Origin of the sequence: Sorangium sp. So ce327 (assembly GCF_051530205.1) — a bacterium.
GTDB classification, from domain to species: Bacteria; Myxococcota_A; Polyangia; order Polyangiales; family Polyangiaceae; genus Sorangium; species Sorangium cellulosum_B.
In genome coordinates, this window is record NZ_CP150330.1 from 5,580,009 (window position 1) to 5,606,824 (window position 26,816).

Here is a 26,816-nt window from a genome sequence, read left to right on the forward strand (position 1 = left end):
GTCACGGCCGGTCGAGGGTGACGACGGGCGACGTCCACGTCTCCCAGTGCGCCTCGTTGTCCGGATCGCCGAGCGCCCGGAGCGCGCGGAGCTTGATCAGGTAATCCCCGTCCGGCACGACGGTGTGCCTCCCGTCGAGCTTCGTCGTGCCCTTCCATCCATACCGCGTGACCGCCGTCGCGGACGCGCTCTGACCGACGTGGGACAGCATCAACGCGCGCCCCCACGGCTTCGCCGTGGCGGCGTCGACGATGTCCAGCGTCAGGAGCTCCGCGCCGTGATCGAGGTGGACGACCACATACGGCGTGTCGTCCGACGCCAGCGTGTAGACCGCGCCGCGCGGCTGCTGGGTCAGGCGCGTCCCGCTCAGCTTGCCGAGCCACGGAGCGCCGAAACCCGACGGCTTGAGGAGGGGCAGGCTCTGGTAATCGCCCTTGAAGCCCGCATACGGCACCCGCAGCAGGCCGTCGGCCGCGCCGCCCCGCGGCGTGAACACGAGGTAGCCGCCGAACAGGCCGCCTTCCGCGAGCGCGTCGCTCGCCGTGACGGTGACGGAGACGGTCGCGCTCCCGGCCGCGGGCACCGTCACGCTCGCGGCGCTGAAATCGACGCGCGCGGCGCCGGTCGTGGCGCTCGCCGGCGCCCAGTGGTCGCCCCCGGTCGCGCACGCCGCGGGCGTGTGTGACAGGTCGTAGGTGACGTCGTGCCCGCTCGAGTTCTCGAGCGTCAGCGTGCGCGCGGCGGGGCCGGCCTCGCTCTCTCCGAGCGAGAGCTTTCCGGGGCTGATCACGGTGGTCGCGCGGATCGCCCGGTCGACGCGGATCACCCCTGCGCCCTGCCGGTGCGCGCTCTCCGGCACGCCGGCGCCCAGATCGCCGCTCCACGGCGCGGGGACCGCGCTGTTCTGGAGGACGTCGCGCACGCGCGCCGCGGACAGCTCAGGGCGCGCGGCGAGCAGGAGCGCGACGGCCCCGGCCACGTGCGGCGCCGCCATCGACGTCCCGCTGAGCGTGTCGTACGAACCTTGCTCGATCGGCACCGTCGAGTAGATCGTGCCGCCGGGCGCGGCGAGATCGGGCTTGAAGGACAGCGCCGCGCTCAGGCCGTGCGAGCTGAAGCGGGAGACGAGGCCCGCGGTGCTGTTCCGCGCGGCCACGGCCTGGTGCGTCCAGCTGTGGGTCACGGGCCCCGCGTCGAGACGCGCGTTGAGCAGCTCGCCGTCGGCCTGCGCGATCCCCACGACCGGGATGGTGATCGGAGGGTCGCCCTCCACGGACGGGCTCATCGCCCCGGACCGGTCGTTGTAGAACAGGACGCCGGCGGCGCCCGCGGCCTGCGCGTGCGCGGCCTTCTGGTGGAACGAGCAGCCGCCGCGCCGGACGAGCGCGATCTGGCGCGCGAGGCTGCCGGCGGGGAGCTCGGCGCACGCGTCGCGGGCGCTGGTGGTCGTCCCCGTGCGCGCGAGGGCGGCGCTCCCCGAGAGCGGCGCGGGCGGGCTCCCGGCGCCGCGGGTGTAGCCGATCACGGCGTTGCCCGGCGCGACGGTGAACGACAGGGTGGTGACGCGCGTGCTGTCGACGGACGCGGTGCCGATGACCGCCTCACCCACGCCGGGCGCGCCCGCGGCCCAGAGCCCTTTCTCTCCGCTGTTGCCGATCGACGCGACGACCACGACGCCGCGCGCGACGAGCGCGCTCGCCGCCGTGGCCGTCGGGTAGTCAGGCCACTGGAACGGCGTTCCGATGCTGATGTTGATGACGTGCATGCCATCGCTGGCTGCCCGCTCCATCGCCTTGAGGATGATGTCGGCGCGCGAGCCGCCGCGGCAGCCGAACACGCGGTACGCGCCGAAGGTCACGTCCGGGGCCACGCCCTGCACGACCCCGTTCGCCCCGATGATGCCGGCGACGTGCGTGCCATGGCCCAGGCAATCGTCCGGCTCTCCGTCGGGCACGGGCGGCTTGGTCGCGTCACCGGCGACGAAATCGTCGCCGACGAAATCGTAGCCAAACGCCACGCGGCAGCCCGGGCCGAAGCAGCCTCCGAGATCGGGGTGATGGTAGTCGACGCCGCTGTCGATCACGCCGACGCGGATGTCCTCGCCGGTCACGCCGAGCTCCCGGCGCGCGACGTCCGCGCCCGACATCTCGCCTGCGACGGCGAGGTCCGGGTCGACCGTCGGCGCGGCGCGCGTGGTGTCGAGCTCCACCGGCGCCACGGGGTAGACGGCCTTGACCCCGGGCATGTCCACGAGCGCAGCCGAGCTCTCCTGCGCGACCCGGACGGAGAGGCCGTTCCAGAGCTCCTCGAACGAGAATCGTTGTTTGTACCGGAGCCCCCGGGCCGCGGCAGCTCGCCGGAAGAGATCCCGCTCCTGGTCGATAAGGCCCTTGACGCTGGCGCCACCGATGCCTCTCGCGGCCGGCGCTCGCTCGAACTCCACGAACCAGAGCTCCGTGGCCTCCTCCGGCGCGAACGTCGCTTCACCTGGCTCCGAGTCGTCCGGAGGGACAGTGTCCTGGCCCGCCTCCTTGTCTCCAGTCTCTCCGCTGCACCCTGAAATGGCGAACCAGAGAGATGCCAGAACGAGCCGACAACCACCGCACCTCACACGCCCCTTCCCGCGCGCTCCCATCATCGATTCAGCTATGTTCGATGACGCGAATCGGTCAAGCGCGAGCGGCGCGAGAACGGAGGGCGGCGCGCGCCACAGACCGTCATTGTCGCAGACCATGGAAGAGTGGTTGTTTCAGAGCAGCCGCCCTTTCGGGTAGGGCGTAACGAGAGCTGCGCTGTGCGGCCCTGCCACGCGCGACGGAGCGCGGTGGCGCGGTGGCGCGGTGGCGCGACGACCACGGAGCCCAGGGCGCCATGAGAGGCGCCCTCGAGAGGTCGTTATCTCGCGATGTCGTCGCTGTCCTGCCATGCCGCGGCGTACGAGCTCGTCGCGCTCAGGACGCCGCCTCGGCCTCCGGCGGCGCGGGGACGGCCCCGGACGTTGCCGGTCCTCGAGCGCTCGACTAGCGTGGCGCGGCTCTCCGGCGCGGGCCGCGCCGGGGCTCGGATGCACGATGACGGTCCTCGAGCGCGCCCTGTTCTCCTTGCACCATCGCCTGGTCCACGTGCCGCGCGTGGGCCGCGTCGCGCGGGCGCTCGCCGCGCAGGTGGGCCCCGCGGCGTCGCTGCTCGACGTGGGCGCGGGCGACGGCACGGTCGCGCTGGAGGTCGCGCGCCTGGTCGGGGCGCTCCGCGTCGTCGGCGTGGACGTGAAGGCGCGCCCCGGGGCGGCGCTGCCGGTCATCGGCTATGACGGCGAGCGCCTCCCCTTCCCCGACGCGGCGTTCGAGGCGGTGCTCCTCTCCGACGTGCTGCACCACGCCGCGCGCCCCGACGCGCTGCTCGCCGAGGCGCTCCGGGTCGCGTCGCGCGTCGTCGCGCTCAAGGATCACTTCCGGTTCGGCCCAGTCTCGGAGCGCGTGCTGCTCTGGATGGATCTCGCCGGCAACGCCGCGCCCGACGTCGAGGTGCGGGGCACGTACTTCACGCCGGGCGAGCTCGTCGCGCTCGCGCGCGGCGCGGGCGGGCGCATCACCGGCCTCGAGTGGCCGCTCCGGATCCACGACCTGCCGTTCCGCCTCGTGACCCAGGATCGGCTCCAGTTCGCGGCGCGGATCGAGCGCCTGGCCGCGGAGATCACCGGAACCACGGGAGACGCGCGATGACGGAGCTCAGGTCGTTCGTCGTCGGCGGCGCCGGGTTCATCGGGAGCCACCTTATCGATCGCCTGGTCGAGCGCGGCCCCGTGACGATCTACGATAACCTCTCTGTCGGGCGCCGCGCGTTCGTGGCGTCGCACCTCGCCTCCGGGCGCGCGACGCTCGTCGAGGCCGACGCCCTCGATCTGGAGCGGCTCACCGAGGCCATGGCGGGCCACGACCTCGTCGTGCACCTCGCGGCGAACCCCGAGGCGCGCTGGGGGCTCGCGCGGACGCGGCTCGACCTCGATCAGGGCACCATCGCGACGTACAACGTGCTCGAGGCGATGCGGCGGACGGCCGTCAGCCGGCTGATCTTCTCGTCCTCCGGGACGGTCTACGGCGACACCGCGCGTCGGTGCGCGGAGGGCGATCTCGGCGCCCTTCCCATCTCGCTCTACGGCGCGAGCAAGCTCGCGGGCGAGGCGCTCATCAGCGCCTACGTCGAGTGCTTCGGCCTCACGGCGTGGATCTACCGCTTCGGCAACGTCGTCGGGCCGCGCGGGACGCACGGCGCGGCGCTCGATTTCCTGAAGAAGCTGCGCGATCGGCGGACGGAGCTCGAGGTGCTCGGCGACGGGCGCCAGTCGAAGCCGTACCTCGATGTCCGGGACTGCGCGGAGGGGATCCTGTTCGGCTTCGACCAGGCCAGGGAGCGGCTCAACATCCACAACCTCGCGCCCGAGGACGCGACGAGCGTCTCGCGCATCGCGGAGCTGTGCGTGGCGGCGTCGCCCTATCCGGACGCGGTGATCCGGTATCAGGGAGGCGAGCGCGGCTGGCCTGGCGACGTGCCGCGATCGCGGATGGATCCTGGCAAGCTGGCGGCGCTGGGCTTCCGCGTGCGCCACACGAGCGACGAGGCGGTCCGGAGGGCGGTGGAGGCGCTGGCGAGCGAGGTGTTCGGGGGCGAGCTGGCGCGACGAGCGCAGTGAGCGCGCCGTCGGCGCGGCCGCCGCCGCGCGGGTCGGCCGCGGTGGTAGAGTCCGCGCATGTCTGAGCTCACCCTCTACCTCGGGAACAGGACCTATTCGTCGTGGTCGCTCCGGGCCTGGCTCGTCCTGAAGCAGGCTGGCGCCGATTTCGAAGAGGTGGTGATCCCTCTCCAGGCGCCCGGCACGCGCACCCTGGAGATCCAGCGTTACTCTCCGTCGGGCAAGGTGCCGGCCTTGCAGCACGGGGCGCTCACGATCTGGGAGTCGCTCGCGATCGCCGAGTACGCGGCGGAGCTCTTCCCCGCGGCGAAGCTCTGGCCGGAGGCGCGCGACGCGCGCGCCGTCGCGCGATCGGTGAGCGCCGAGATGGCGAGCAGCTTCACCGCGCTCCGCACCGCGCTGCCGATGAACGTGCGGCGGAAGATCCAGGGCGTGGCGCTCACCGACGCGGCGTCGCAGGACGTCGCGCGCGTCCAGGCGATATGGAACGACTGCCGATCGCGCTTTGGCCAGGGAGGCGAGTTCCTGTTCGGGCGCTTCAGCGTGGCCGACGCCATGTACGCGCCGGTCGCGACGCGGTTCGACACGTACGGCGTCGAGCTCGACGCGGTCTCCCGGCGCTACGTGGCGTCGATCCTCGCGCTGCCCGCGATGCAGGCGTGGATCGCGAAGGCCAAGGACGAGCCACACATCATCGAGGAGTACGAGGCCATCGGCGTCGTGGGCGTGTAACACGTAAACAAGTAAATAGAGGCGAGCGCGGCCCACGCCGCGCTCGGGATCACCCACGGCGCCGCACCGCGACGCGGCGGACGGCGACGGAAAGCGCTAGACGGGGACATGCCGCACGAACTCGATCTTATCCTCACGATCACGGGCGGACTCACCGGAGCCCTGGCGCTCGGCTTCGTCACCCAGCGCCTAAGGCTGTCCCCCATCGTGGGCTACCTGCTGGCCGGCATCCTCGTCGGCCCCTTCACCCCGGGGTTCGTGGCGGACAAGCGGCTCGCGGACCAGCTCGCGGAGATCGGGGTCATCCTGCTGATGTTCGGGGTCGGCCTGCAGTTCCACGTCCGCGAGCTCCTCGCCGTGCGCAAGGTCGCCGTGCCCGGCGCCCTCATCCAGATCGCGGTCGCCACAGCGCTCGGCGCCCTGGTCGGCCGCGCCGCGGGCTGGACGTGGGGCGCGGCGGTCGTCTTCGGCGTCGCCATCTCGGTGGCGAGCACCGTCGTGCTCACGCGGGTCCTCAGCGACAACGACGTCCTGCACACCCCCGCTGGCCACCTCGCCATCGGCTGGCTCGTGCTCGAGGACGTCTTCACCGTGCTGGTGCTCGTGCTGCTCCCCGCCGTGATGGGCGAAGCCGCGGGCGCGGGCGCGGCGGGCGTCGCCGTATCCGTGGGGGTCGCGGTCCTGAAGCTCTCCGGGCTCGTGGCGTTCATCTTCATCGTCGGACAGCGCGTCATCCCCGCGCTGCTGGGGTACGTCGCGAAGACCGGCTCGCGGGAGCTCTTCACGCTGACGGTGCTCGTCGTCGCGCTCGGCGTCGCCGTGGGCTCGGCCATGCTCTTCGGATCGTCGATGGCGCTCGGCGCCTTCCTCGGCGGGCTGGTCGTCGGCCAGTCCGACTTCAGCTCGCGCGCCGCCTCGGAGGCGCTCCCGATGCGCGACGCGTTCGCCGTGCTGTTCTTCGTCTCGGTGGGGATGCACCTCGACCCGGCGCAGCTCGCCGTGGGCTGGCAGCTGGCGGCGGCGACGCTCGCGGTGGTGCTGATCGGCAAGCCGCTCGCCGCGCTCGTGGTGACGACGCTGCTCCGCCGCCCCCTCCAGACCGGCTTCGCCGTGGCCCTCTCGCTCGCGCAGATCGGGGAGTTCTCGTTCATCCTCGCGGCGCTCGGCAAGAAGCTCGGCGTGCTCCCCGTCGAGGCCGAGCAGGCGCTCGTCGTCGCCGCCATCGTGTCGATCACGCTGAACCCGATGCTCTTCGGCTTCCGCGATCGCCTCGCGCGGTGGACGTCCGCGCTCTTCCAGCAGCGCGACGCCGCCCTCGCGGAGGCCGAGGCCGCTTCGCTGGACGAGCACGCCCACCGCACCGTCGTGGTGGGCTACGGCCCCGTCGGGAAGACGCTGACGCGGCTGCTCCGTGAGAACGGCATCGCGCCGACCGTCGTCGAGCTGAACCTCGACACGGTGAAGCAGCTGCAGGACCAGGGCATCCGCGCGATCTACGGCGACGCCACGCAGCGGGAGATCCTCGAGCGGGCCGGGGTCGGGACGGCGGACAGCCTGCTGTTCACGGCGGCCGGCGCGCCCGGGGACGGGGTGATCGAGCAGGCGAAGGGCGTGAACCCGCGGCTGTTCGTCCTCGCCCGCGCCTTCTACCTGCGCGAGGTGACCGCGCTGAAGAAGGCGGGCGCGGACGTCGTGGTGACCGGCGAGGCGGAGGTCGCGTTCTCGATGACCGAGCGCCTCCTCGTGCGGCTGGGCGCGACGTCCGAGCAGCTCGAACGCGAGCGCGATCGCGTCCGGAGCGAGCTCTTCGGCAGCGGCTCACCAGGGCCTCGCCCCGCGGTGCACGACGCCTGACCTCGCGGCGGGCATGCGCCCCGCGGCCCCGGCGCTCCCGAGCGGGGCGCAGGTTCACTTCGACTTGCCGAGCCAGGTCACCCCGCCCACGACCAGCGTGAGCCCGACGACCTGCTGCCACGTGGCCGGCTCCCCCAGGATGACCCACGAGAACGCGATCGTGAGCACCGGGCCCAGCGTCGAGAACGTCGCCGCGCGGCCCGCGCCGAGCCGCCGGATGGCGGCGGCGAGCAGCACGATGGGGAGCACCGTGCTGATCGTCGCCATCGCCGCCGCGTACCCCCACACCGACGCCGGGAGCTCGCCCAGCCTCGCCGGGCTCCCCGTCGCCGCGTAGTGCGCGAGCACCATCAGGCACGATGCCGCCCCGCAATACGCGGCGAGGCGCGTCGAGCCGACCCTGGAGGCGAGCTTGCCGACGCCGATGTAGTAGAGCGCGTAAGTCACCGAGCTCGCGAACACCCACGCTCCGCCGATGGCGACGGCCCGCACGTCCCCGGATTGCTCGAGATCGTGCCAGACGGCCGCCCCGAGCCCGAGATAACACACGGCGAGCGCTCCCCAGGCCTTCCCGTGGACTGGCTGCTTCAGCCACACCGCGCCGATCAGGAGGACGAGCGTCGGATACACGAACAGGATCAGCCGTTCGAGGCCGGTGCTGATGTACGTGAGCCCGATGAAGTCGAACAGGCTGGAGAGGTAATATCCGATGAACCCGACGATCAGCACACCTCCCCAGAGGCGAGGCGTCAGCGGCCCTTCGACCGCGCCGCGCTCCCTCCGGGCGAGCCACAGGAAGAACGGCAGCGCGATGCCCATCCGCAGCGCGAGCAGCGTCACCGCGTCGACGGGGTGCGCGGCGTAGGCGAGCTTCACGAAGATCGCCTTGAGCGCGAATGTCGCCGCCGAGAGGACGGCGAACGTCCGGCCGTCGTCGAGGAGGCCAGCCCGGATCTCGCCCGTCAACGCGCCCACGCCCTCATGAGGGGACATCCCATCTGCTTCTCTGCTCTTCACCAGGCTCGCTCCACCAGGGGACCGGACATCGTCGCCGACAGCCCGCCTCCGGGCCGGCGCGCTCCTCCGGCGGGAGGCGCGCCGGCATTGCGCGCAGGAGCGCGCGTTTGCCACCGCACGAGGCTGCCTCGAAGTGAGGCGGGCACATTTCAGGTAGAGGACGATCTCCTGCTTGGGTAGCGGTCTCGACCTCTCGGGCGTCGGCCTCTGGGGACGCCAGATCGCGCCGCGCTCCCCGGGAGCCTTGGGCTAAGCTCCCGTCTCCCATGACGTCTCCTGCTGGCCCAGGCACCGCCGCGCGCGCTCACGGCGGCGGCGCGCTCGCCTCGTCCGGCGCGCCGCCCGCGCCCCCCGTGAAGCGGCCGCGGGCGCCGATCCCGCAGGAGCCCTCCGGCGTTCACCAGCTCGGCGGCTCGTTCCTCCAGATCGCCGCCACGGTGGGCGGCATGGCCGTGCTCGCGGGCAAGATCGCGGCGCGCGTGGCCACGCTCCGCGTCGACGGCGCCGAGTTCATGCGCAACCTCTACAGGATGGGCGTCAAGTCGATGCCCATCGTCGTCGTGACCGCCCTCTTCACCGGCGCGATCATGGTCATCCAGGCGGCGCCGCTGGTCGAGCGCTTCGGCGCGCACGGCCTGCTCGGCTGGGGCGCCGGCTTCGGCACGCTCCGCGAGATCGCCCCGCTGCTCACGGCGCTCATGATCAACGGCCGCGTCGGCGCCAACAACACCGCCGAGCTCGGCACGATGGTCGTCACCGAGCAGATCGACGCCCTCCGCGTCCTCGCGATCGACCCGGTGAGCTTCCTCATCGCCCCGCGCTTCCTCGCGATGGTGCTGACGCTGCTCCTCTCGGTCATCTTCGCCGACGCGCTCGCCCTGCTCGGCGCCGCGCTGACCGGCGACCTCCTCCTCGGCGTCGCCCCGGCCGTCTTCTACAACGGCCTCACGAGCGGGCTCCTCGACATCGGCGACGTCATGAGCGGCCTCGTCAAGAGCGTCGTCTTCGGCGTCGTGCTCGCGCTCTCGAGCTGCCAGTACGGCCTCGGCGTGACCGGCGGCGCGCCCGGCGTCGGCCGCGCCGTCAACGCGACCGTCGTCGCCTCGGCCGCCGGCATCTTCATCCTCGACTACTTCGTCTCCTTCACGCTCGACTGATCGGCGGCGCCGCGCATGCCCTCCCCGGACAAGAGCTCCTCCGATCGCCCGAGCGCCGGCCCGCCCTCGAGCGAGCTCAGGGATGTCGCGCCGGAGGCGTCCGGCGTCGCCGCGATCGGCGCCGCCGCGCTGTCCCTCTTCCAGTCGGCGCGCGAGCTCTACTCGGTATTTGTGAGGACGCTTTACTACTGCGCGAAGGGGCGCCGCGAGCCGGGCGCGGTGCTCCAGCAGATGTACGAGATCGGCAACAAATCGCTGTTCTTCCTGACGGTCGTGATGGGCTTCATCGGGATGATCATGGTCTTCCAGGCCGGCCAGCAGGCGAAGCGGGTCATCCCGGATCTGACCATGCTCGGGGCGACGTACCTCGAGCTGCTCGTCCGCGATCTCGCCGCGTCGATCGCCGCGCTGATGCTCGCCACGCGGGTCGGAGCGGGCATCGCCGCCGAGATCGGCTCGATGGTGGTGACCGAGCAGGTCGACGCGCTCCGCATGTGCGCGGCCGATCCGATCGACTACCTCATCAAGCCGCGGTTCATCGCGAGCCTCCTCATGACCACGTGCCTCATCGTCTGGAGCGCCGCGGTCTCCTTCACCACCGGCATGGTCACCGCGTACAGCATGTTCGACGTGAGCCCCGAGACGTTCATGAACGTCAGCCTCGTCGACGCGGGTGATCTCGCGACCGGCCTCGCGAAGTGCGTGGCCTACGGCGCCGCGATCCCGGTGGTCTCGGGCCACTCCGGGCTGTCGACCTTCGGCGGCAGCGAGGGCGTTGGCTGGGCGACGACGCGCGCGGTCGTGAACTCCTCGCTCGCGGTCATCGTGCTCAACATGCTGATCTCGGCGGCCGCTTTCCTGATCTTCCGCTAGGCGGGCGGCCCCGCCGCGCCGCGCCGGCGCCTCACTCGATCGGCCCCTCGGCGCTGCCGGTGATGAACTGCTGCACGACCGGATCCGGCGAGCCCTGGAACGCCGCGCGATCCCCGAGCAGGCGCACCAGACCTTGATAGAGCATGACGATGCGGTCGGCGATCGTGAAGATGCTCACGAGATCGTGGCTCACGACGATGCTCGTCACGCCGAGCGTGTCGCTGAGCTCGCGGATCAGCTTGTCGACGCGCCGCGCGCTCACCGGATCGAGGCTCGTGGTCGGCTCGTCGAAGAGCACGTAGCGCGGGTCGAGCGTGAGCGCGCGGGCGATGGCGACGCGCTTGCGCATCCCGTCGCCGAGCTCCGGCGGGAAGCGGTCCCCGAACTCGCGCATATGCACCTGCTCGAGCCGCCGCCGCGCCTCCGCGAGCGCCTCCTTCGGCCTGAGCCCCTTGTGCTTGCGGAGCGGGAGCGCGACGTTCTCGGCGCACGTCATCGAGTCGAACAGCGTCGAGTGCTGGAACACCATCGCGCACTTCATCCTCACCGGGTACATCCGGGCCTCGTCGAAGCGGCTCACCTCCTCTCCGTCCAGCCAGATCTCCCCGCCGTCCGGATAGAGCAACCCCACGAGGTGCTTGATGAGCACGCTCTTCCCGACCCCCGACTGCCCGATGATGAAGAACACCTCGCCGTCCTCGACGTCGAACGAGACATCCTTGAGGACATCTTTGGGGCCAAAGGATTTTCGGACATTTCGGAACGAAATCATCGGGACCTGGCAATTCCGGGAAGACGTGAGAGAAGAAGCGAGAGAAGAGGCGAGAGAAGAAGCGAGAAGCGCGGTTGCGTCAAAGCAATGGCTGCGCGAAGCGTCACGCCGCCCGCTGGAATATCGCGCTGCGGCAGGTGGATCCTGGCCTATTTCCCTCACCCGGCCGCCGCCAGATCGGAGAAGATAACGAACTCATGGCAAGCCCGCGATCGATCGAGGTCAAGGTCGGGATCCTCATCCTGACGGCGCTCGGGCTCCTCGCCACGTTCATCCTCGTGATGGGCGGGGTCAACTTCCAGCCGAAGTACTCGATCTACGTCGAGTTCGACAACCCGGGCGGCCTACAGACCGGGGCGCCGGTGAAGATCGCCGGCGTGGAGGTCGGCAAGCTGAGCGCGATCCACTTCAGCGGCGGCAAGCTCGGCAAGGACGGCAAGCGCGAGCCGCTCGTGCGCATCCAGGTGCGCCTCGAGGAACGCTACCAGCAGAGCATCCACGACAACGCCACGTTCTACGTCACCACGCAGGGCGTGCTCGGCGAGCAGTTCCTCGCGATCGAGCCCGGCTCGACCGACAGGCCGGTGATCCCGCCGAACGCCGTCGTCCGGGGGCTCGATCCGCCGCGCCTCGACATGCTGCTCGCCGAGGGCTACGAGCTCCTGCACGCGACGGTCTCGGCGATGCGCGAGCACCGCGAGGAGGTCGGGGAGGCGTTCGACGGGCTCCGGAAGACGCTGAAGGGCACCGGCGACTTCATGCACCGAAACCAGGATCGGCTCGATCGCATCGCCGAGAACGTCGAGCAGATGAGCGTCGACGGCACCGATCTCGTGAAGGACGCCCGGCAGCGGTACGTGAACAACCCGCAGATCGACCGCATCCTCGCCAACACCGATCAACTGACCGGGACGGCCGCGCGCGATCTGCCGCCGCTCATGGCGGACGCGCGCGAGACGCTGGCGAACGCGCGCCGCCTCTCGACGACCGTCGGCGGCGAGACCGAGCAGGTCAAGATCAGGAAGACGCTCGACGACATCGCCGAGATCGCGGGCAGGGCGAGGGCTGCGACCGCCGACGCCCAGGCGGTCCTCGCCCACGTGAAGCGCGGCAAGGGGACGGTCGGCGCGCTCGTGATGGATGAGCAGCTGTTCGACGACCTGCAGGAGCTCGCACGCGACCTGAAGCACAACCCCTGGAAGTTCTTCTGGCGCGAGTGAGCGGCGCCGCGCGCGTCCTGCGAGGGCGCACGACCGCGCCCCGCGCGCCGGGCCGATGATCCGGGCGTGAGCGCGATGTACGTCCGTGGGCCGTCGGGTCCCCGCCGGCCCTGACGGTCGATCAGGTCAGCCTGACCAGCGGGGCGCCTTCCGTGACGGCGGCCCCCTCGGTGACGAGGATCTCCTCGACCGTCCCCGCTTCCTCAGCCTCGACGGGCATCTCCATCTTCATGGACTCGAGGATGACGACGACGGTCCCCTCTTCGACCTCGTCGCCCGGCTTGACCTCGATCTTCCAGACCGTACCGGTGATGTGCGCCTTGATGAGTTTCGCCATGGGCGCGCGACGCTACCGGAGAGCCACCGAGAATCCAACGGGGCCGTGGTGAGCGAAGGAGCCCGCCCTCGGGCGGCACCTTCTTCCGTGATGCCCTGGGCGCCCTCGGCGACGGACCAGTTCGTCCGGCGGCGCAGGCGCGCGGTGACGACCGGGGGGAACGGAGGCGAACCAAGGAGAACGGAGGGCACGCGAGGTAAACGAGGTGGCCGACGTGGCCGAGGTGGCCGAGGTGACCGAGGTGAACACGTGGAGGTGAGGTGGAAGGGACGGAGCGCAACGATTTCCGCTGGTACCTGCGGTGCACCACGGCGATACTCTGGCTGGCGACTCCGCGGCGCCTCGACATCACGAGGGTCGTGGCGTTCGCGAATAATTGCGTCAAAGCCGCTCTGCGGGTCAGAATCGTCCTGCTCGGTGGCCCTCCGAGGGCGACCTGCAGGTCCCCGCACCGCCCCTTGGTAGCCAAACCGCACGCGCTCGATCGAAGGAGCCACGAGGTCATGTCGGAACAGAAGGAAAGCTCGGTCCTGTTCTCGCTCAAGGAGCTGATGAACCTCGAGGAGGATCGCATCAAGAGCGAAGAGGCCCAGAAGGCCGCCGCCGCCGCCGCCGCCGAGAAGGCGCGCGTCGAGGCGGAGCGCGCCGCGCGCGATGCCGAGGAGCAGCGCATCCGCACCGAGGAGGAGCGCCGTCGCAACGAGGAGCGCCGGTCCCGCGAGGAGGCGGCGCGGCTCGAGGCGATCCGGCAGGCCGAGATCGAGAAGGCGCGCGTCGAGGCCGAGCAGAAGGCGCGGCTCGAGGCGATGGCCGCGCAGCAGCACCACGAGCGCTCGCTCGCGGCGCTGCAGCAGGACGAAGGGAAGAAGAAGCTGCGCAAGCTCCTCATCGGCGGCGCAATCGCCAGCGTGCTGGTGATCGGCATCGTCACGGTCGTCGCCGTCGACTCGGCGCAGAAGAACGAGGCGCGCATCCAGGCCGAGGCCGCGAGGGCCCGCGAGCTCGAGGAGGCGAACAAGCGCCTCGAGGCGCAGTTCAAGGAGTCCGAGGGCAAGATGGCCGGGCTGCGCGATCAGCTCGCGACCGCCAAGGACGAGGCGACGCGCCTCGCCCTGCAGAAGCAGCTCGAGGCCGAGCAGCAGAAGCAGGAGCAGCTGCGCCGCGGCGGCGGCGGACGCCCGGCCGCGGGCGGCGCGCCGGCGAGCGGCGGCGGCGCCAAGGCGCCCTGCAACTGTGCCCCTGGCGATCCGCTCTGCAGCTGCCTCTGACGCGGAACAGGGTCCCTGAATGGCCAACTTCAGCTCCGTCAGGCAGAGAACGAGCCTCGGCAGCGGCTCGCTCGACGAGGCGCGCCGCAGGCTCGTCTTCCCGCTCGACTACGCGAACCTCGACGACGCCAGGGCGGCGGCGACCCGCATCGCCCCCTCGATCGGCGTGCTCAAGGTCGGTCTGGAGCTGTTCGTCCGCGAGGGACCGAAGGCGGTCGAGATCGGCAATTCGCTCGGGCTCGACGTCTTCCTCGATCTGAAGCTGCACGACATCCCCGAGACGGTGGCGCGGGCGGTGGCGGGCGCCGCCGCGCTCGGGGTCCGGTACCTGACGGTGCACGCGGCAGGCGGCGCCGAGATGCTGAGGCGCGCGGCCAGCGAGGCGGCGCGCTCCCAGGACATGATCCTGCTCGCCGTCACCGTGCTCACGTCGCTCGACGACGGCGATCTCGCCGCGCAGGGCGTGCAAGGGAGCGCGTCCGAGCACGTGGTCCGGCTGGCGCAGCTCGCGCGCGGCGCGGGCGTCCACGGGTTCGTCGCCTCGCCGCACGAGGTGCCCGTGCTGCGGGAGGCGCTCGGGCGGGGCGAGCTCATCGTGACGCCCGGCATCCGCCTCGGTGCAGGCGAAGGCAGCGCACAAGGCGATGATCAGAGGCGCATCGCCACGCCCTCGGCCGCGATCTCGGCCGGCGCAGATCTCCTCGTGGTCGGCCGGCCGATCCGCGACGCGGCCGATCCGCTCGCCACGGCGCGCTCGATCGTCCAGGAGATCGCGCACACGCTCCACCCTCCGCGCCCGTGAGCCGCCTCGTCTACGGTCTCCAGCCGGTTCGTGAGGCGATCCGCGCGCACGGCGCGCGCGTCGGGTGGGTCCTTGTCCAGCGCGACGGCGGCCCGAAGCTCGACGCGCTCGCGCGCCTCGCGGAGGGCCAGGGCATCCCGACCGAGCGCGCGCCTCGCAACGAGCTCGATCGCCGCAGCGCCGGCGGGCGTCACCAGGGGGCCGTGGCCTCGGCGCCCGAGCTCCAGATCGTCGGTGTCGACGAGATCCCGGTCGTCGAGGAGGGCCAGCCCGGCGCCGGCACGATCACGGTGGCGCTCGACGGCGTCATGGACCCGCAGAACTTCGGCGCGGTGATCCGCAGCGCCGTCGCCCTGGGCGCCCGGGCCATCCTGTGGCCCGAGCACAGCTCGGCGCCGCTCACCCCGGCGACCTTCCGTGCGTCCGCGGGCGCGATCGAGCACGCGAGGCTGTGCCGCGTCCCCTCCTTGCCAGACGCCCTCGAGGCGCTCGCCGCCCGAGGCGTCGCCGCGATAGCGCTCGACGCCCAGGGTCCGGTGGAGCTCGGCGAGCTGCCCCTGACCGGCCCTGTCGCGATCGTCATCGGCGCCGAGGACAAGGGCACACGCCGCTCGGTCCGCCGCGCCTGCCAGCACGTCGCCCGGCTCCCCATGACCGGCCCCATCTCTTCGCTGAACGCCTCGGTCGCAGGGGCGATCGCGCTCTACGAAGTCGTCCGGCAGCGCCGCGCATCGAGCACGTAGCCGGACAGCGCGCTCGGCCTCTCGCGGCGCGCCTCGCTGGTCCGGTCACCGGCGCGCTCGCGCGCCGCGACGTGGCCTGGCAGCACCACCGCACGTCGAGCGCGAGCTCATCCGAGAGCTGGCCTGGACGGCCCTCGATCGATGCGTCCGGAGCCGGCGTTATCGCGCGCCGCGAGATCGCCGGGCAGCGCCGCAGGCCGACTCCTTACATCAACAAAATTGACAATAAATTCGAATGGATACAATCAGAACCTGAAGCGAAGTCGAGCACCTCGCCGAACGCTGAACAGGCTCACAGCGAGATGACCGATTCGATCCATTCAATGGATCGACCTAAAGAATCCACAGCCCCCTCAAAAAGCTCAATCACTGCGAAGAGATACCCCTGTGGACTCACCCTTCTCTGCGCGCTAATCCCGAATGGCTCGAGGGATGGTTCAAGAATCGACGGGTTCCCGGTAAGCGACGGGATCGGCTCAGCTTCCGGCTCGAAGCGATCGCAGGCGGGAGAGCACGCGGGCCACGCGGCGCGTGGCCTCGATGAGGTCGGCCTCGGCCGTGTCCTCGCCGATCGAGAAGCGCACGGCGGACGCCGCGCGCTCTGGCCCGAGCATCGCCGTGAGGACCGGGGAAGGCTCGGCGGTCCCGGCGCTGCAGGCCGATCCGCTGGACACGGCGACGCCCTCCAGGTCGAGCGCGGCGCAGAGCTCGTCGCCGCGCCAGCCGGGCCAGGAGAGGTTCGTGATGTGGGGGGCGCGGTCGCCGTCTCCGTTGCGGATCGGCGCGGCGCCGGCCGCGCGCCCGATCTCGACGAGCTCGGCCTCGAGGCGATCGCGGAGCGGGGCGAGCGCTGCGTAGCGGGCAGGACCTCCGATCGCGCGCCGGGCGGCCACGGCGAAGCCGGCCGCGGCGAGCGGGTCCTGCGTCCCGGGCCGCAACCCGCGCTCCTGGGCGCCTCCGAGCAGGACGGGCCGGAGGCGGATGCCCGGCCGGACCGCGAGGGCGCCGATCCCCTTCGGCCCGCGGATCTTGTGGGCCGCGATCGACGCGAGATCCGCCCCGGCCCACGCCTCCGGCGGGAGGCGTCCCACCGCCTGGACGGCGTCCACATGGAGGCGCGCGCCGCGGGCGTGGACGATCGCCGCCGCCTCGGCGATCGGCTGGACGACCCCCGTCTCGTGGTTCACCGCCTGGAGGCTCACGAGCCGCACGGGCGCGACGGCCGCCGCTCGATCCACGGCGGCAGCGATCGCCTCCGGCGCGACCCGGCCGGACGGCTCGGGATCGATCCACGCGACGTGCACGCCGCGGCCGGCGAGCGCCTCGGCGGCGCGGGTCACCGACGGGTGCTCGATCCGCGAGACGACGAGCGCCCCGGATCGCTCGTCGAACGCGTGGCAGAGCGCGAGGTTGTTGGCCTCGGTGCCGCCCGAGGTGAGGATCACGTCGCGCGCGTCGAAGCCCGTCAGCCGGGCGACCGCCTCCCGCGCCTGCTCGATGAACGCGCGCGCCCGACGCCCGGGTCCGTGGACGCTCGCGGGGTTGGCCCAGGCCACCTCCGCCGCGGACTGCATCGCGGCCAGGACCTCGGGGTGCGGCGGCGTCGTGGCGTTCCAGTCGAGGTAGATGGCGCGAGCGGCCGGGTGCATCAGATGGACGAGGGATCGGTGGGAGGCGACGAGGGCGGGCCGAGCCGTCCGGGGGAGCTGCCGTCGTCCTGGAAGGGCGCTCGCCGGGCGACCGTCAGGTAGAACGCGGCCCCGGTCAGCGTCTCCCCCTCGATGATCTCGTTGCCGGGAGACGCGACGCGCACGTCGCCGCCGAGCCCCCGGGCGGTGCGCCGCGCGATCGCGAGCCCGACGCCGACGCCGCCGTAGGCGCGCGTGGCCGAGCCGTCGACCTGATAGAACGGCTCGAAGATGCGCGACTGGCGGTCCGCCTTGACCCCGGGCCCGCTGTCGGCGACGCAGAGCTCGTAGTGCCCCGACTGGAGCACGGTGACCCGCACGCCCGCGGTGCCGCCGGCCGGCGTGAACTTCGCCGCGTTCTCGAACAGCTGGATCATCGCCCGCTGCAGGCGGCCTGCGTCGCCCCACGCGGGGAGCGGGCCGCGCGGCAGATCCTCGACGAGCTGGACCTTCCCCTCGGCGAAGCGGTCGGCGACCTGGGCGAGGGCGCGCCGGGTGGTGTCGAGGAAATCGTACTCGGAGTGCATGAAGCGCATCCGACCCGTCTCGATGCCGGTGACGTCGAGGAGGTTGTCGATGAGCGAGCGGAGCCTGCGCACGCAGTCCTCCATCGCGAGGAGCGCCTTCTTCTGCGCCTTGTTGAGCGGGCCGAGCTCCTCGTCGGCGAGCAGCTTCACGTACCCGACGATCGGGGTCATCGGGGTCGCGAGCTCGTGGGAGATGTTGCGGTAGAACTCGGTGCGCGCGGCGTCGAGCTCGCGGAGCCGGGCGTTGGCGCGCGAGAGCTCGGCCACCTTCTGCTCCAGGTGGGCGACGATGCGCTGGCTCTGCTCGCGCAGCCGGAGCGGCCCCTGGGACGCGGGGAGCTCCTCGCGCGCGCCGCTGAGGTAGCGGGCGATGATCGACGGGAAGGAGCGCGCGTCGATCGGCTTCTGGAGGAAGCCGTCGCAGCCGACGGCGAGGCTCGTGTCCCGGTCGCCCTCCGCGGTGATCGCCACGATGGGGACGCCGGCGAGCGACGCCTCGCCGCGCAGGCGCAGGGTGACCTCGAATCCATCGAGGCCGGGGATGTTCAGGTCGACGAGGACGAGGTCGGGGTGCTGCGTACAGGCGAGACGTACCCCTTCGAGCCCGTCGGCGGCCTCTAGGACCTCGTAGCCCGCGTTCTGGAGCAGCTTGCGGACGAGCAGGCGGTTCGCGGGATCGTCCTCGATGTGAAGGATCTTCGACATGGGCTCTGCGGGCGCATAGTAGTCGCGATCGTGGGGGTTCAGGCACGTTCTGCGCGAACTTCCACCGCCCGGCCAGGCTGCGCGGGCGCGTCCTGCGCCGGGGTCGTCCGCTCGGAGCGCTCGTTTGCGGTGCGGGTTGCCTGGCTCGCGCCGAGCGGGTTGCCTGGCTCGCGCCGAGCGGGTTGCCTGGCTCGCGCCGAGCGGGTTGCCTGGCTCGCGCCGAGCGGGTTGCCTGGCTCGCGCCGAGCGGGTTGCCTGGCTCGCGCCGAGCGGGTTGCCTGGCTCGCGCCGAGCGGGTTGACGGAGCGACAGCGTCCCTTCAATACGGGGGCCGCCATGCTCGGCCCTTCCAGGTTCCACCGCGACGCCGTCACGACGGCGCGCTGCCTTCCCTTCCTCGGGCGCTCCCGATGACGACCGCGCATCAGCAAGAGAGCGAGGCTGCCGTCGCAGACGCCGGGGGTGGAGAGACCGCCAGCCTCCCGCTGCCGGACGCGCCGCGCAGCGCGGGAGATTCCCCGGCGAGCGCGGGAAGAGCAGCGCGCGCGCTGCCCGCGCGCCTCGCCTGTGCGCTCGCGGCCCTCAGCGGGCTCTTCTACTTCCTCGGGTTTCCTGGGATGGATCTCTGGCCGATCTCGTTCTTCGGCCTCGTCCCGCTGATCGTCGCGCTGCGCGGACAGACGCCCAGGCGCGCGGCGCTGCTCGGCTGGATCGCCGGCTTCGTCATGACGATGACCGGCTTCTACTGGCTGCTCGAGATGCTGCGGGTGTTCAGCGGATTCCCCACGATCCTCTGCGCGCTCTTCATGGCCATCCTCTGCGGCTACCAGGCCGGGAGGATCGCCCTGTGCGGCTGGCTCTACGGGCGGGCCGAGGCGCGCGGATGGCCAGGCCCGGTGGCCTTCGCGCTCGCGTTCGTGACGAGCGAGCTCGTCTTTCCGCTCCTCTTCCCCTGGTACTACGGCGCCTCGGTCCACAACGCGCCGGTGATGGGCCAGGTCGCGGAGCTCGGCGGCCCCTACCTCGTCGGCCTGGTGCTGGTCGCCGCGAACCTCGCGATCGCCGAGCTCGTGATGCTCCGGCTGGATCGCGCGAGCCTCGCGCCGGGCGAAGCCGGCCGCGACGCCGGCCAGCCGCGACGCGGTCGCCAGCTGAACCGCGCGGTCGTCGCGGTGGGGATCGCCGCCCCCGCCCTCGCCGCCGTGTATGGCGTCCTCCGGATCCGCGCCGTGGACGCGGCCGCCGCCGCGGCCGAGCCGATCAAGATCGGGATCGTCCAGCCGAACCTCGCGCTCTTCGACCGGCGCAACGCGCTCAAGATCCACGTGAGCCGGACCCGGGAGCTCGCGCAGCAGGGCGCGGAGCTCGTCGTGTGGAGCGAGGCGGGCGTGCCGCAAGCGTTCCGGGAGTCGGCCTACCAGCGCGAGGTCCAGCGGTCGCTCACGAGCCGCCTCGGCGTCCCCACGGTGGTCGGCACGGTCATCCACCGGCTACCGGCTGACCGGAACGAGCGCGGCGTGAGCTTCAACACGGCGCTCATGGCCGGCAAGGACGGCGAGATCCTCGGTCGATACGACAAGCAATACCTGCTCGCGTTCGGCGAGTACCTCCCGTTCGGCGAGATGTTCCCGTACCTCTACAAGCTGTCGCCGAACTCGGGCCGCTTCAGCTCCGGCACGTCGCTCGCTCCGCTCGAGTGGGACGGCCACAGGCTCGCGACGATGATCTGCTACGAGGACATCCTGCCGCACTTCGTGAACAAGCTGGTCGCCCAGGGCGACCCCGACCTCCTCGTCAACCTCACGAACGACGCCTGGTTCGGCGACTCGACGGAGCCCTGGATCCACCTCGCGCTCGCGAAGATGCGCTCGATCGAGCACCGCCGCTACCTCGTGCGCGCGACGAACAGCGGCGTCTCCGCGATCGTCGACCCGGTCGGGCGGGTCGTCACGCACAGCGACACGTTCAAGGAGCAGTCGCTCCTCGGCGAGGCCCGTTTCATGCGCGCGAAGACCGTCTACGGGACCGTGAAGGACATCCCGTGGTACGTCGCCGCCGCCGCGAGCGCCGCCATGGCGCTGTTCACGCGGCCGAAGCGCTGGCGGCTCGGGCGCGCCGAAGGCTGAGCTGCCAGCGCATTCGCGTGGCACACGCCGACGCCGCGCGCGCGCAGCGCGGTTGACGCTGGAGCACCCAAAGAGCGGCGGTCGCCCGCACAGGAGACGGGCCCAGATCGGCGTTTTCTGCGCGGAAGCGTACTCACGTACGCTGAGCACAGAAAACGTCGAGATGGGTCCGTATCCGAAGCGGGCGACCGTCGCTCAGAGCTTCATCGCCTTTTTGAAGCGCTTCGCGTCGGCGAACATGTCGACGTTCGTGAACACGTACGTCGCGTCGTCGTGCTTCGCGCCGCGCGCGATCTCGGCGAGCCGCTCGATCGCCGGATCCTCGTAGCGCGACTTGTGCCCCGCGGGACCGTGCAGGCGGTAGTAGGCCACCTTCAGCCGCGAGAGCCCCGCGTTCAGCGGATCGCGCGCGGCGAGCGCGCCGACCTCCTGGGTGAGCTCGTCGCACTCGTCCGGATCCCACCCGGGCGGAGGCTCGAAGACGACGCGCTCGAAGCGCTTCTTCACGTTGACGAGGAATTCGCGCAGGATGGCCTTGTTCGCGCGCGTCGGCGTGAACTCCGGGGGGCCGACGAAGACGGCGAGCTTCGCCTCGAGCTCATCCGCGACCGCCTCGATGCTCTTGAGCGCCGTCTCGATCACCTTGCCGTCCCGAAAACCCTCCTGCCCGATCTCGCGCGGACCGAGGAGGGCGAAGCGAAAGCCGCCTGGAGCTTCGCGCCGCCAGCGCCGGATCGTTCCAGGTCCCGGGAGGGACACATGGGTCTCCTGCACCTCCACGAACATGAACTCGCGGAAATAGCGCGTCGCTGGGACGGGAAAACCGGCGCAGCCGACGGTAATCATCGCCCCCACCCTAGCCCACGCGCGCGCTGGCGAGAAGCCAGACCGATGGATTTCTCGATCGGCTCGCCTGGACGCCCGAACGACGCGGGGGCGTGAGGACGTGGTGGAGGCAGTGCATGCCCGCTCACTCCTCCCTCCCCCTCGCGCCGCGGCGCCGCGGCGCCGCTGGCTCGGAGCACGGGCGCGCAGGAGCGCCGTCGACCGCGCCAGCGCCAGCGCCAACGGATTGCCCGAACGGCAGCGCGAGCGCCGCGGCGCTGCGATCGACCTTGCGCTGCAGGCGGGCCCGGCGGCGGGCCTGCGCAGGTTCGGGCTCCGCGGTGCCCTGGTCGGCCAGTTCGAGGGCGCGGGCGAAGGAGCGCACGTGGTGCTCGTAGAGCTTCGCGAGCTCGAGGCGCACCGAGGGATCGTCGATCTCGGCCGCGAGGGCCTCGTAGTCCGCGAGCGCCCGCGCCTTGTCCCCGCGCGCCTTCGCGATGTCGCCGCGCGCCCGCCACGCGACCGCGCCGCCGCCGCGCTCGACGGCCGCGTCCGCGAGCTCGGCCGCGCGCTCGAGCGCGCCCGCCCGCCGCAGCGTCGCGGCCGCCCCGGCGAGATCGCCGGCGGCGAGGCTGCCGAGCGGCTCGCCGTAGAGGCCGACCAGCGCGACCATCGCGAGGACGTCGGCGGCGTTGTGCTCGACGACCCCGATCAGCGCCTCCTCGTCGCCGGTGCGCAGGAAGTGGGCGTAGCACGCGACGATCTCGCCGCCGGGCACGTCCCCGACGCGCACCCGACCGAGCACGTCGTGCTCGAGGGCGATAAGGGTACGGCTCTTCAGGCGGGCCTTGTGGATGCGGCGCGCGACGTGGACGAGATCGAGGTGCGGCAGCTCCGGCGGCGGCGGCAGGCGGTTCATCACGTAGCGCGTGCGCAGGAGCGGCATGTCGAACGCCTTGCCGTTGTACGTGACGATCATCGAGGCGCCGGCGAGGCGCTCGGCGAGGCGGCGCAGGATGGGCTCCTCCTCGCCGAGGCGGCGCAGGAGGAGCTGCTCCATGACGAAGCCGTCGGACGAAGGCTCGCCGAGCGGCCCCGCGCTGTCCGCCCCGGGGTCGAACCAGGCGAGGCCGATCAGGAACGGCACGGTGCCCGTGCCGCCCGCGAGGCCCGTGGTCTCCGTATCGAGGAACAGCGCCCGCCGCACGTCGCAGCCGGCGAGCCCCGGATCGAGCGAGAGGAGCGCGAGCATGGCCGGGTCGGCGTCGCGCGCGGCGACGAGCGGCGCGCGGCCGACGCGGGCCGCCGCGAGCGAGCGGGTGCGGCTCGCATAGAGCGGCCCCCCCGGCGTCTGCTCGACATGGAAGGGGAGCTCGCCGCGCGCGGGATCGGCCCTGGGGGTCGGCGGCGCGCCCCGGGCGACGATGCGGGAGATGCGCTCGCGCAGATCGTCGAGCGACGGTCGAGCGACGCCCGTCGAGGGCGATGCAGACGCCGCGGCCGGCGCCGCGTCGGTCGGAGCAGGCGCCGCGGCCGCCGGTGCGGGAGGAGCTTCGGAGGGGCCGACGCCGTCCACGGCGGGACCGCGATCGAGCGACGCCTGCGCGGGGGCGAGCGGCGGAGCGCCGCGGCGCTCCGCCGGGAGCGGTCCGAGCCGCGCGAGCTTCGACTTGAACGACGTCATCGGCCGGTCACGAGGTTTCCACGCCGGGCACTGCGCATCAAGTCAGTGGTCCAGCGGAGGCCGCGTCAGGGATCCTGGCCCGACCCCTTCCGCGCGGCGCTGGGGCCAACGCCGAGCTTCGCCCGGATCGAGGCGAGCACCTCGTCGGCTTGCCGCTCGGTCGCGGCGCGATCGCCGGAGTTCTCGATGACGTAGTCGGCCACCGCGACCTTGCTGGCGAGCGGGAGCTGCGCGGCGAGCCGGGCGCGCACGTGGTGTTCGGCCGCGCCGTCCCGCGCCATCGCGCGGGCGATCTGGACCGCCTCGGGCACAGCGACCACGACGAGCGGGCGGAACGCATCGGCGACCCCGTTCTCGACGAGGAGCGCCGCCTCGTAGCAGGCCAGCGGCTCGCCCTGCGCCTGGAGCTCGGCGGCGCGCTCCAGCGTGAGCGCCGTGATGCGCGGGTGCACGATCGCGTTCAGCTGGCGGCGCTTGTCCGGATCGGCGAACACCACCGCAGCGACGCGCGCGCGATCGAGCGAGCCGTCCGGCGAGACCACCTCCGGGCCCAGGGCGCGCACCACCGCGTCGAGCCCCTCGGTTCCCTTCGCCACCACCTCGCGGGCGAGCGCGTCGGCGTCGATGACCGGAAGCCCCCGCGCGCGAAAATGAGCCGCCACCGTGCTCTTGCCGGAGCCCAGGCCGCCGGTGAGCCCGAACAGGACGATCCCCATGGCCGCCTCAACCCCCTACCTGGAGCGACCAGCACGCCTCTCCGCTGCCTGATCTCGACCCAGCATCACAACGCATTGCGTTAACACCTGCCTCTGTCGCACCTGCGGTCGAGCGCGGCCGGCGCCGGAAGAAGGGTGCGACCTGCGCCGGCGCCCACGTCTGCCCGGAGCGCCTGCTCGCCTCGTGACCACCACGACCCGAGCCTACCTCCAAGGGGGGTCTGCGACCGTCGAGTTTCCTCGCCGTCGGCGCTTAAGAAGTCCGCTTCTCCGGGAATGCAACTACCATAACGGGGTGGTGGCAAAGATCGATGACCGGCCGGAGTCGAGCCTGCACGCCGCGTTCGATCGCTCGGACGCGCACCGCGGCTCGCCGGACAAGCAAGTCGCCGCGTGGCTGTCCGAGCTCGACGTCGGCGTGATCGAAGTCGACGCCGAGCAGCGCGTGGTGCGCGTCAACGGTGCAGCGGAGCGGCTGACCGGCTGGTCGATCGTCGAGGCGCGCGGCGCGCTGCTCGATCGCGTGCTCCGGCTGATCCCGGCGGCGGGGACGACGAGCGGAGATCCGGACATCGACGTCGGAGAGATGACCGAGCTGTTCGACGAGGGCGCGCCGGCGAAGGCCGCTGCGCCGCCCGCGCTCACGCCGCGGCGCGAGCCGGTGGCGCCGCTCGCGCCGGTGATCATCGACGAGGGCGCGCTGCGCACGCCGGGCGCGCCGCTCGCCGCGCCCGAGGCGGCCACGGCGAGTCGACCGACGTCCGCGCGGTACACCGCGCTGCTCGAGCGCCGCGACGGCTCGGTCATCCCCGTCGTCCACACGATCGGCACGCTCGCGGGGCGACCCACGCGCGAGAGCCAGCGCGACTCGAGGCCGCCGCCGCCCGCCCCCGGGCAGCTCGTCCTCTTCCGCGAGCTCGGCGCGCCGGGGCCGTTGCCGATCCACCCGGCCAAGCCCCGCTACGACGCGCTGACGCGGCTCCTCGATCGGTACGCGATCATCGATCGCATCGAGGAGGCGCTGAACGACTGCAGGGCGAACAACACGCCGTACGCGCTCTGCTACATCGACCTGGATCGCTTCCGGCTCGTGAACGCCACGTGCGGGCACGAGGCGGGTGACGATCTGCTCCAGTGGGTCGCGACGCGCGTGCACGAGATCGTCGGCCCGAAGGACGCGGCCGGGCGGATCGGCGGCGACGAGTTCGTCCTCTTGCTCGCGGACAAGAATGAGCGGGAAGCGGAGCGGATCGCGCGCGACCTGCAGATCTGCCTGCTCGAGTTCCGGTTCGGGTGGGCGGAGAAGACGTTCTCGATCGGCGCGAGCATCGGGCTCGTGGTGCTGACCCCGCACTTCGAGCGGGCCGTCGACGTGCTCGGCGCCGCCGATCACGCGTGCCGCATCGCGAAGGAGAACGGGCGCGGGAGGCTGCAGGTCTACCTCGACGACCAGCAGATGACGACGAGCCGGCGCTCGATGCAGTGGGTCGCGAGCCTGCAGCGCCACCTCGCCGAGGGGCGGCTCCGGCTCTACTCGCAGGGCATCCACCCGCTCATCAAGCCGGGCGCGGCGCACACGCCCCGCGGCGCGCACTTCGAGGTGCTCGTGCGGCAGCTCGGCGAGGACGGCCGGTTCTACTCGCCGGTCGGCATCATCCAGGCGGCGGAGCAGAGCGGCCTGATCCACGTGATCGATCGCTACGTCGCGCGCCAGGCGTTCCGGCTCATCGGCGCGCTGCCGCAGCACGCGCTGAGGCGCCTCGACACGTGCTCGATCAACCTGTCGGGCGTGTCGCTGCTGCGCGAGGGCCTGCTCGACTTCATCGTCGAGCAGCTGCACCGGGCGCAGGTGCCGCCGAGCAAGATCTGCTTCGAGATCACCGAGACGGCGGCGCTCGCCAACCTCGGCGAGGTGCTGTGGTTCATGCAGGAGCTCGGCGCCATGGGGTGCCGGTTCGCGATCGACGACTTCGGCAGCGGGCACGCGTCGTACGGCTACCTGGAGAGCCTGCCGGTCGACTACGTCAAGATCGACGGCATGTTCGTGCGCGATCTGAAGGACAACTCGCTCCACCGCGCGATCGTGGAGTCGGTGCACCGCATCGGCGACACGCTCGGCATCAAGACCGTCGCCGAGCAGGTGGAGAACCAGGAGATCGCCGAGCTGCTCACGTCGATGGGCATCCACTACGCGCAGGGGTGGCACTTCGACAAGCCGCAGCCGCTCGTGGACCTCTGCGGGTCCCTGCGCGCCCAGGGCGAGCCGAGCATCCCGGACACGACAGGCTCGCCGGAAGGCCGCTGACGCGATCGGGGCGGGAGCCCGCGCGGGCTCGCCGCGCGATCCGCTGGCGCCTACCTAGGAGAGAAGCGCTGACGACGTCGTGAGCGTGACGCCGGCGGCCTGCATCTCGGCGAGCGCGGCGGCGACCCCGGCCTCGGTGATGCCGGCGACGGCGTCGGTCAGGAGCACCGTGCTATAGCCGCGCTGGGCGAGGCCGAGGGCGGCGGCGCGGACGCAGTAGTCGGTCGCCACGCCGTAGACCACGAGCTCCGGCGCGTCGCCGAGCGCCGCGGCGAGCTCGCGCAGGAACGCCTCGGCGAGCGGGTTCGCGAAGAGGCTGTAGACCTCCTTCTCGAAGTAGACGGCGTGGCTCCTGCGCGCCGCGAGCTCGCGCACCGCCGCGTCGATCGGCGCGCGCTCCACGTTGGGGAGGAAGCGGTAGCGCGGCGGCAGCGTCCCCTCGACCTTCAGCCAGCCCGGCGTCCCCTTCACGCAGTGGTCGGGGAAGCCCGGCTTGCCGCCCTCGGGGGCCGGCGTGTCGTTCGACGCGAACTCCCACGCGTCCCACGCGTGCGAGTCGACCGAGCCGACGATGGGGATCCCGTGCGCGACGGCGTGCTCGGTGAGCCGCCGAAACAGCGCGTTCGGCGAGCCCTTCACGTACAGCGCGCCGGTCTCGTCACAGAAGTCCCGCTGGACGTCGACGTCGACGAACACCCTCGGGGGCGAAGATTGTCGGGGCCATTTACCGCTCGCCATGTCGTCGTCTCCTGTCGTGGGGGGCGCGCGGCCTCTC

22 protein-coding genes are annotated in these 26,816 nt (G+C 71.9%); 12 read left to right on the plus strand and 10 right to left on the minus strand.

Annotated features, from left to right (window positions below):
- Position 1: 1 nt before the first annotated feature.
- A complete protein-coding gene (locus WME95_RS20865) occupies positions 2-2,443 on the minus strand; it encodes a S8 family serine peptidase (protein WP_437910171.1) in 2,442 nt (813 codons plus the stop codon).
- A 628-nt stretch (positions 2,444-3,071) separates the two neighbouring features.
- On the opposite strand from WME95_RS20865, the gene WME95_RS20870 reads away from it, so the two are divergent.
- The 4 genes from WME95_RS20870 to WME95_RS20885 all read left to right on the plus strand — a co-directional run bounded on the left by WME95_RS20870 (position 3,072) and on the right by WME95_RS20885 (position 7,276).
- The gene (locus tag WME95_RS20870; RefSeq protein WP_437910173.1) at positions 3,072-3,722 is read left to right on the plus strand and encodes a class I SAM-dependent methyltransferase; all 651 of its coding nucleotides are present in this window, start codon (positions 3,072-3,074) and stop codon (positions 3,720-3,722) included.
- Positions 3,719-4,690 carry an NAD-dependent epimerase/dehydratase family protein gene (locus WME95_RS20875; RefSeq protein WP_437910175.1) on the plus strand — a complete coding sequence of 324 codons (972 nt, stop codon included), beginning with the start codon at positions 3,719-3,721 and terminating at the stop codon, positions 4,688-4,690. Before WME95_RS20870 ends, WME95_RS20875 begins: the two co-directional genes overlap by 4 nt.
- A 57-nt stretch (positions 4,691-4,747) precedes the next feature.
- Positions 4,748-5,422, plus strand: a complete 675-nt coding sequence (locus tag WME95_RS20880) for a glutathione S-transferase family protein (RefSeq protein ID WP_437910177.1) — start codon at positions 4,748-4,750, stop codon at positions 5,420-5,422.
- A 108-nt stretch (positions 5,423-5,530) separates the two neighbouring features.
- Positions 5,531-7,276, plus strand: coding sequence for a cation:proton antiporter (locus WME95_RS20885; protein ID WP_437910179.1), 1,746 nt, complete (start codon positions 5,531-5,533; stop codon positions 7,274-7,276).
- A 54-nt stretch (positions 7,277-7,330) separates the two neighbouring features.
- Here the strand turns inward: WME95_RS20885 and WME95_RS20890 are convergent, their stop codons facing one another.
- Entirely contained in the window at positions 7,331-8,269 is a 939-nt protein-coding gene (locus WME95_RS20890) for a DMT family transporter (RefSeq protein WP_437910181.1), read from the minus strand.
- Between the two features lie 290 nt (positions 8,270-8,559).
- Between WME95_RS20890 and WME95_RS20895 the strand changes: the two genes are divergently transcribed.
- Together WME95_RS20895 and WME95_RS20900 are read left to right on the plus strand one after the other, a co-directional pair.
- Entirely contained in the window at positions 8,560-9,450 is an 891-nt protein-coding gene (locus WME95_RS20895; protein WP_437910183.1) for an MlaE family ABC transporter permease, read from the plus strand.
- 15 nt (positions 9,451-9,465) lie between these two features.
- A complete protein-coding gene (locus WME95_RS20900; RefSeq protein ID WP_437554072.1) occupies positions 9,466-10,323 on the plus strand; it encodes an MlaE family ABC transporter permease in 858 nt (285 codons plus the stop codon).
- Positions 10,324-10,354: 31 nt separating this feature from the next.
- On the opposite strand, the gene WME95_RS20905 is transcribed toward WME95_RS20900, so the two are convergent.
- Complete coding sequence (locus tag WME95_RS20905) at positions 10,355-11,095, minus strand: ABC transporter ATP-binding protein (RefSeq protein WP_272099386.1); 741 nt, start codon at positions 11,093-11,095, stop codon at positions 10,355-10,357.
- A gap of 197 nt (positions 11,096-11,292) precedes the next feature.
- Here WME95_RS20905 and WME95_RS20910 point away from each other — a divergent pair, with 197 nt between their 5' ends.
- On the plus strand, positions 11,293-12,315 hold the full coding sequence (locus WME95_RS20910) for an MlaD family protein (RefSeq protein ID WP_437910186.1): 1,023 nt from the start codon (positions 11,293-11,295) through the stop codon (positions 12,313-12,315).
- Between the two features lie 121 nt (positions 12,316-12,436).
- Here WME95_RS20910 and WME95_RS20915 read toward each other — a convergent pair whose 3' ends face one another.
- Complete coding sequence (locus WME95_RS20915) at positions 12,437-12,652, minus strand: biotin/lipoyl-binding carrier protein (protein WP_437554077.1); 216 nt, start codon at positions 12,650-12,652, stop codon at positions 12,437-12,439.
- 503 nt (positions 12,653-13,155) lie between these two features.
- Between WME95_RS20915 and WME95_RS20920 the strand changes: the two genes are divergently transcribed.
- The 3 genes from WME95_RS20920 to rlmB are packed head-to-tail and all read left to right on the plus strand — an operon-like array spanning position 13,156 to position 15,465.
- On the plus strand, positions 13,156-13,920 hold the full coding sequence (locus WME95_RS20920) for a hypothetical protein (protein WP_437554078.1): 765 nt from the start codon (positions 13,156-13,158) through the stop codon (positions 13,918-13,920).
- A gap of 19 nt (positions 13,921-13,939) precedes the next feature.
- On the plus strand, positions 13,940-14,722 hold the full coding sequence (gene pyrF / locus WME95_RS20925) for an orotidine-5'-phosphate decarboxylase (RefSeq protein ID WP_437910188.1): 783 nt from the start codon (positions 13,940-13,942) through the stop codon (positions 14,720-14,722).
- A complete protein-coding gene (gene rlmB / locus WME95_RS20930; RefSeq protein WP_437910190.1) occupies positions 14,719-15,465 on the plus strand; it encodes a 23S rRNA (guanosine(2251)-2'-O)-methyltransferase RlmB in 747 nt (248 codons plus the stop codon). Before pyrF ends, rlmB begins: the two co-directional genes overlap by 4 nt.
- A gap of 476 nt (positions 15,466-15,941) precedes the next feature.
- On the opposite strand, the gene WME95_RS20935 is transcribed toward rlmB, so the two are convergent.
- Entirely contained in the window at positions 15,942-17,114 is a 1,173-nt protein-coding gene (locus tag WME95_RS20935; protein WP_437910192.1) for a cysteine desulfurase family protein, read from the minus strand.
- Entirely contained in the window at positions 17,114-18,385 is a 1,272-nt protein-coding gene (locus WME95_RS20940; protein WP_437554086.1) for a hybrid sensor histidine kinase/response regulator, read from the minus strand. Before WME95_RS20940 ends, WME95_RS20935 begins: the two co-directional genes overlap by 1 nt.
- 410 nt (positions 18,386-18,795) lie before the next feature.
- On the opposite strand from WME95_RS20940, the gene lnt reads away from it, so the two are divergent.
- Positions 18,796-20,511: an apolipoprotein N-acyltransferase gene (gene lnt / locus WME95_RS20945; RefSeq protein WP_437910195.1), complete on the plus strand. Its 1,716-nt coding sequence runs from the start codon at positions 18,796-18,798 to the stop codon at positions 20,509-20,511.
- Positions 20,512-20,706: 195 nt separating this feature from the next.
- Here the strand turns inward: lnt and WME95_RS20950 are convergent, their stop codons facing one another.
- The 3 genes from WME95_RS20950 to coaE all read right to left on the minus strand — a co-directional run bounded on the left by WME95_RS20950 (position 20,707) and on the right by coaE (position 23,736).
- Positions 20,707-21,357, minus strand: coding sequence for a DUF72 domain-containing protein (locus WME95_RS20950; protein WP_437554090.1), 651 nt, complete (start codon positions 21,355-21,357; stop codon positions 20,707-20,709).
- A gap of 124 nt (positions 21,358-21,481) precedes the next feature.
- Positions 21,482-23,020: a ribonuclease H-like domain-containing protein gene (locus tag WME95_RS20955; protein WP_437910197.1), complete on the minus strand. Its 1,539-nt coding sequence runs from the start codon at positions 23,018-23,020 to the stop codon at positions 21,482-21,484.
- A gap of 65 nt (positions 23,021-23,085) precedes the next feature.
- A complete protein-coding gene (gene coaE / locus WME95_RS20960) occupies positions 23,086-23,736 on the minus strand; it encodes a dephospho-CoA kinase (protein ID WP_437555441.1) in 651 nt (216 codons plus the stop codon).
- A 298-nt stretch (positions 23,737-24,034) separates the two neighbouring features.
- On the opposite strand from coaE, the gene WME95_RS20965 reads away from it, so the two are divergent.
- Entirely contained in the window at positions 24,035-26,041 is a 2,007-nt protein-coding gene (locus tag WME95_RS20965; protein WP_437910199.1) for an EAL domain-containing protein, read from the plus strand.
- Between the two features lie 54 nt (positions 26,042-26,095).
- Here the strand turns inward: WME95_RS20965 and WME95_RS20970 are convergent, their stop codons facing one another.
- Positions 26,096-26,779, minus strand: a complete 684-nt coding sequence (locus WME95_RS20970; protein WP_437910201.1) for a cysteine hydrolase family protein — start codon at positions 26,777-26,779, stop codon at positions 26,096-26,098.
- Positions 26,780-26,816 lie beyond the last annotated feature (37 nt).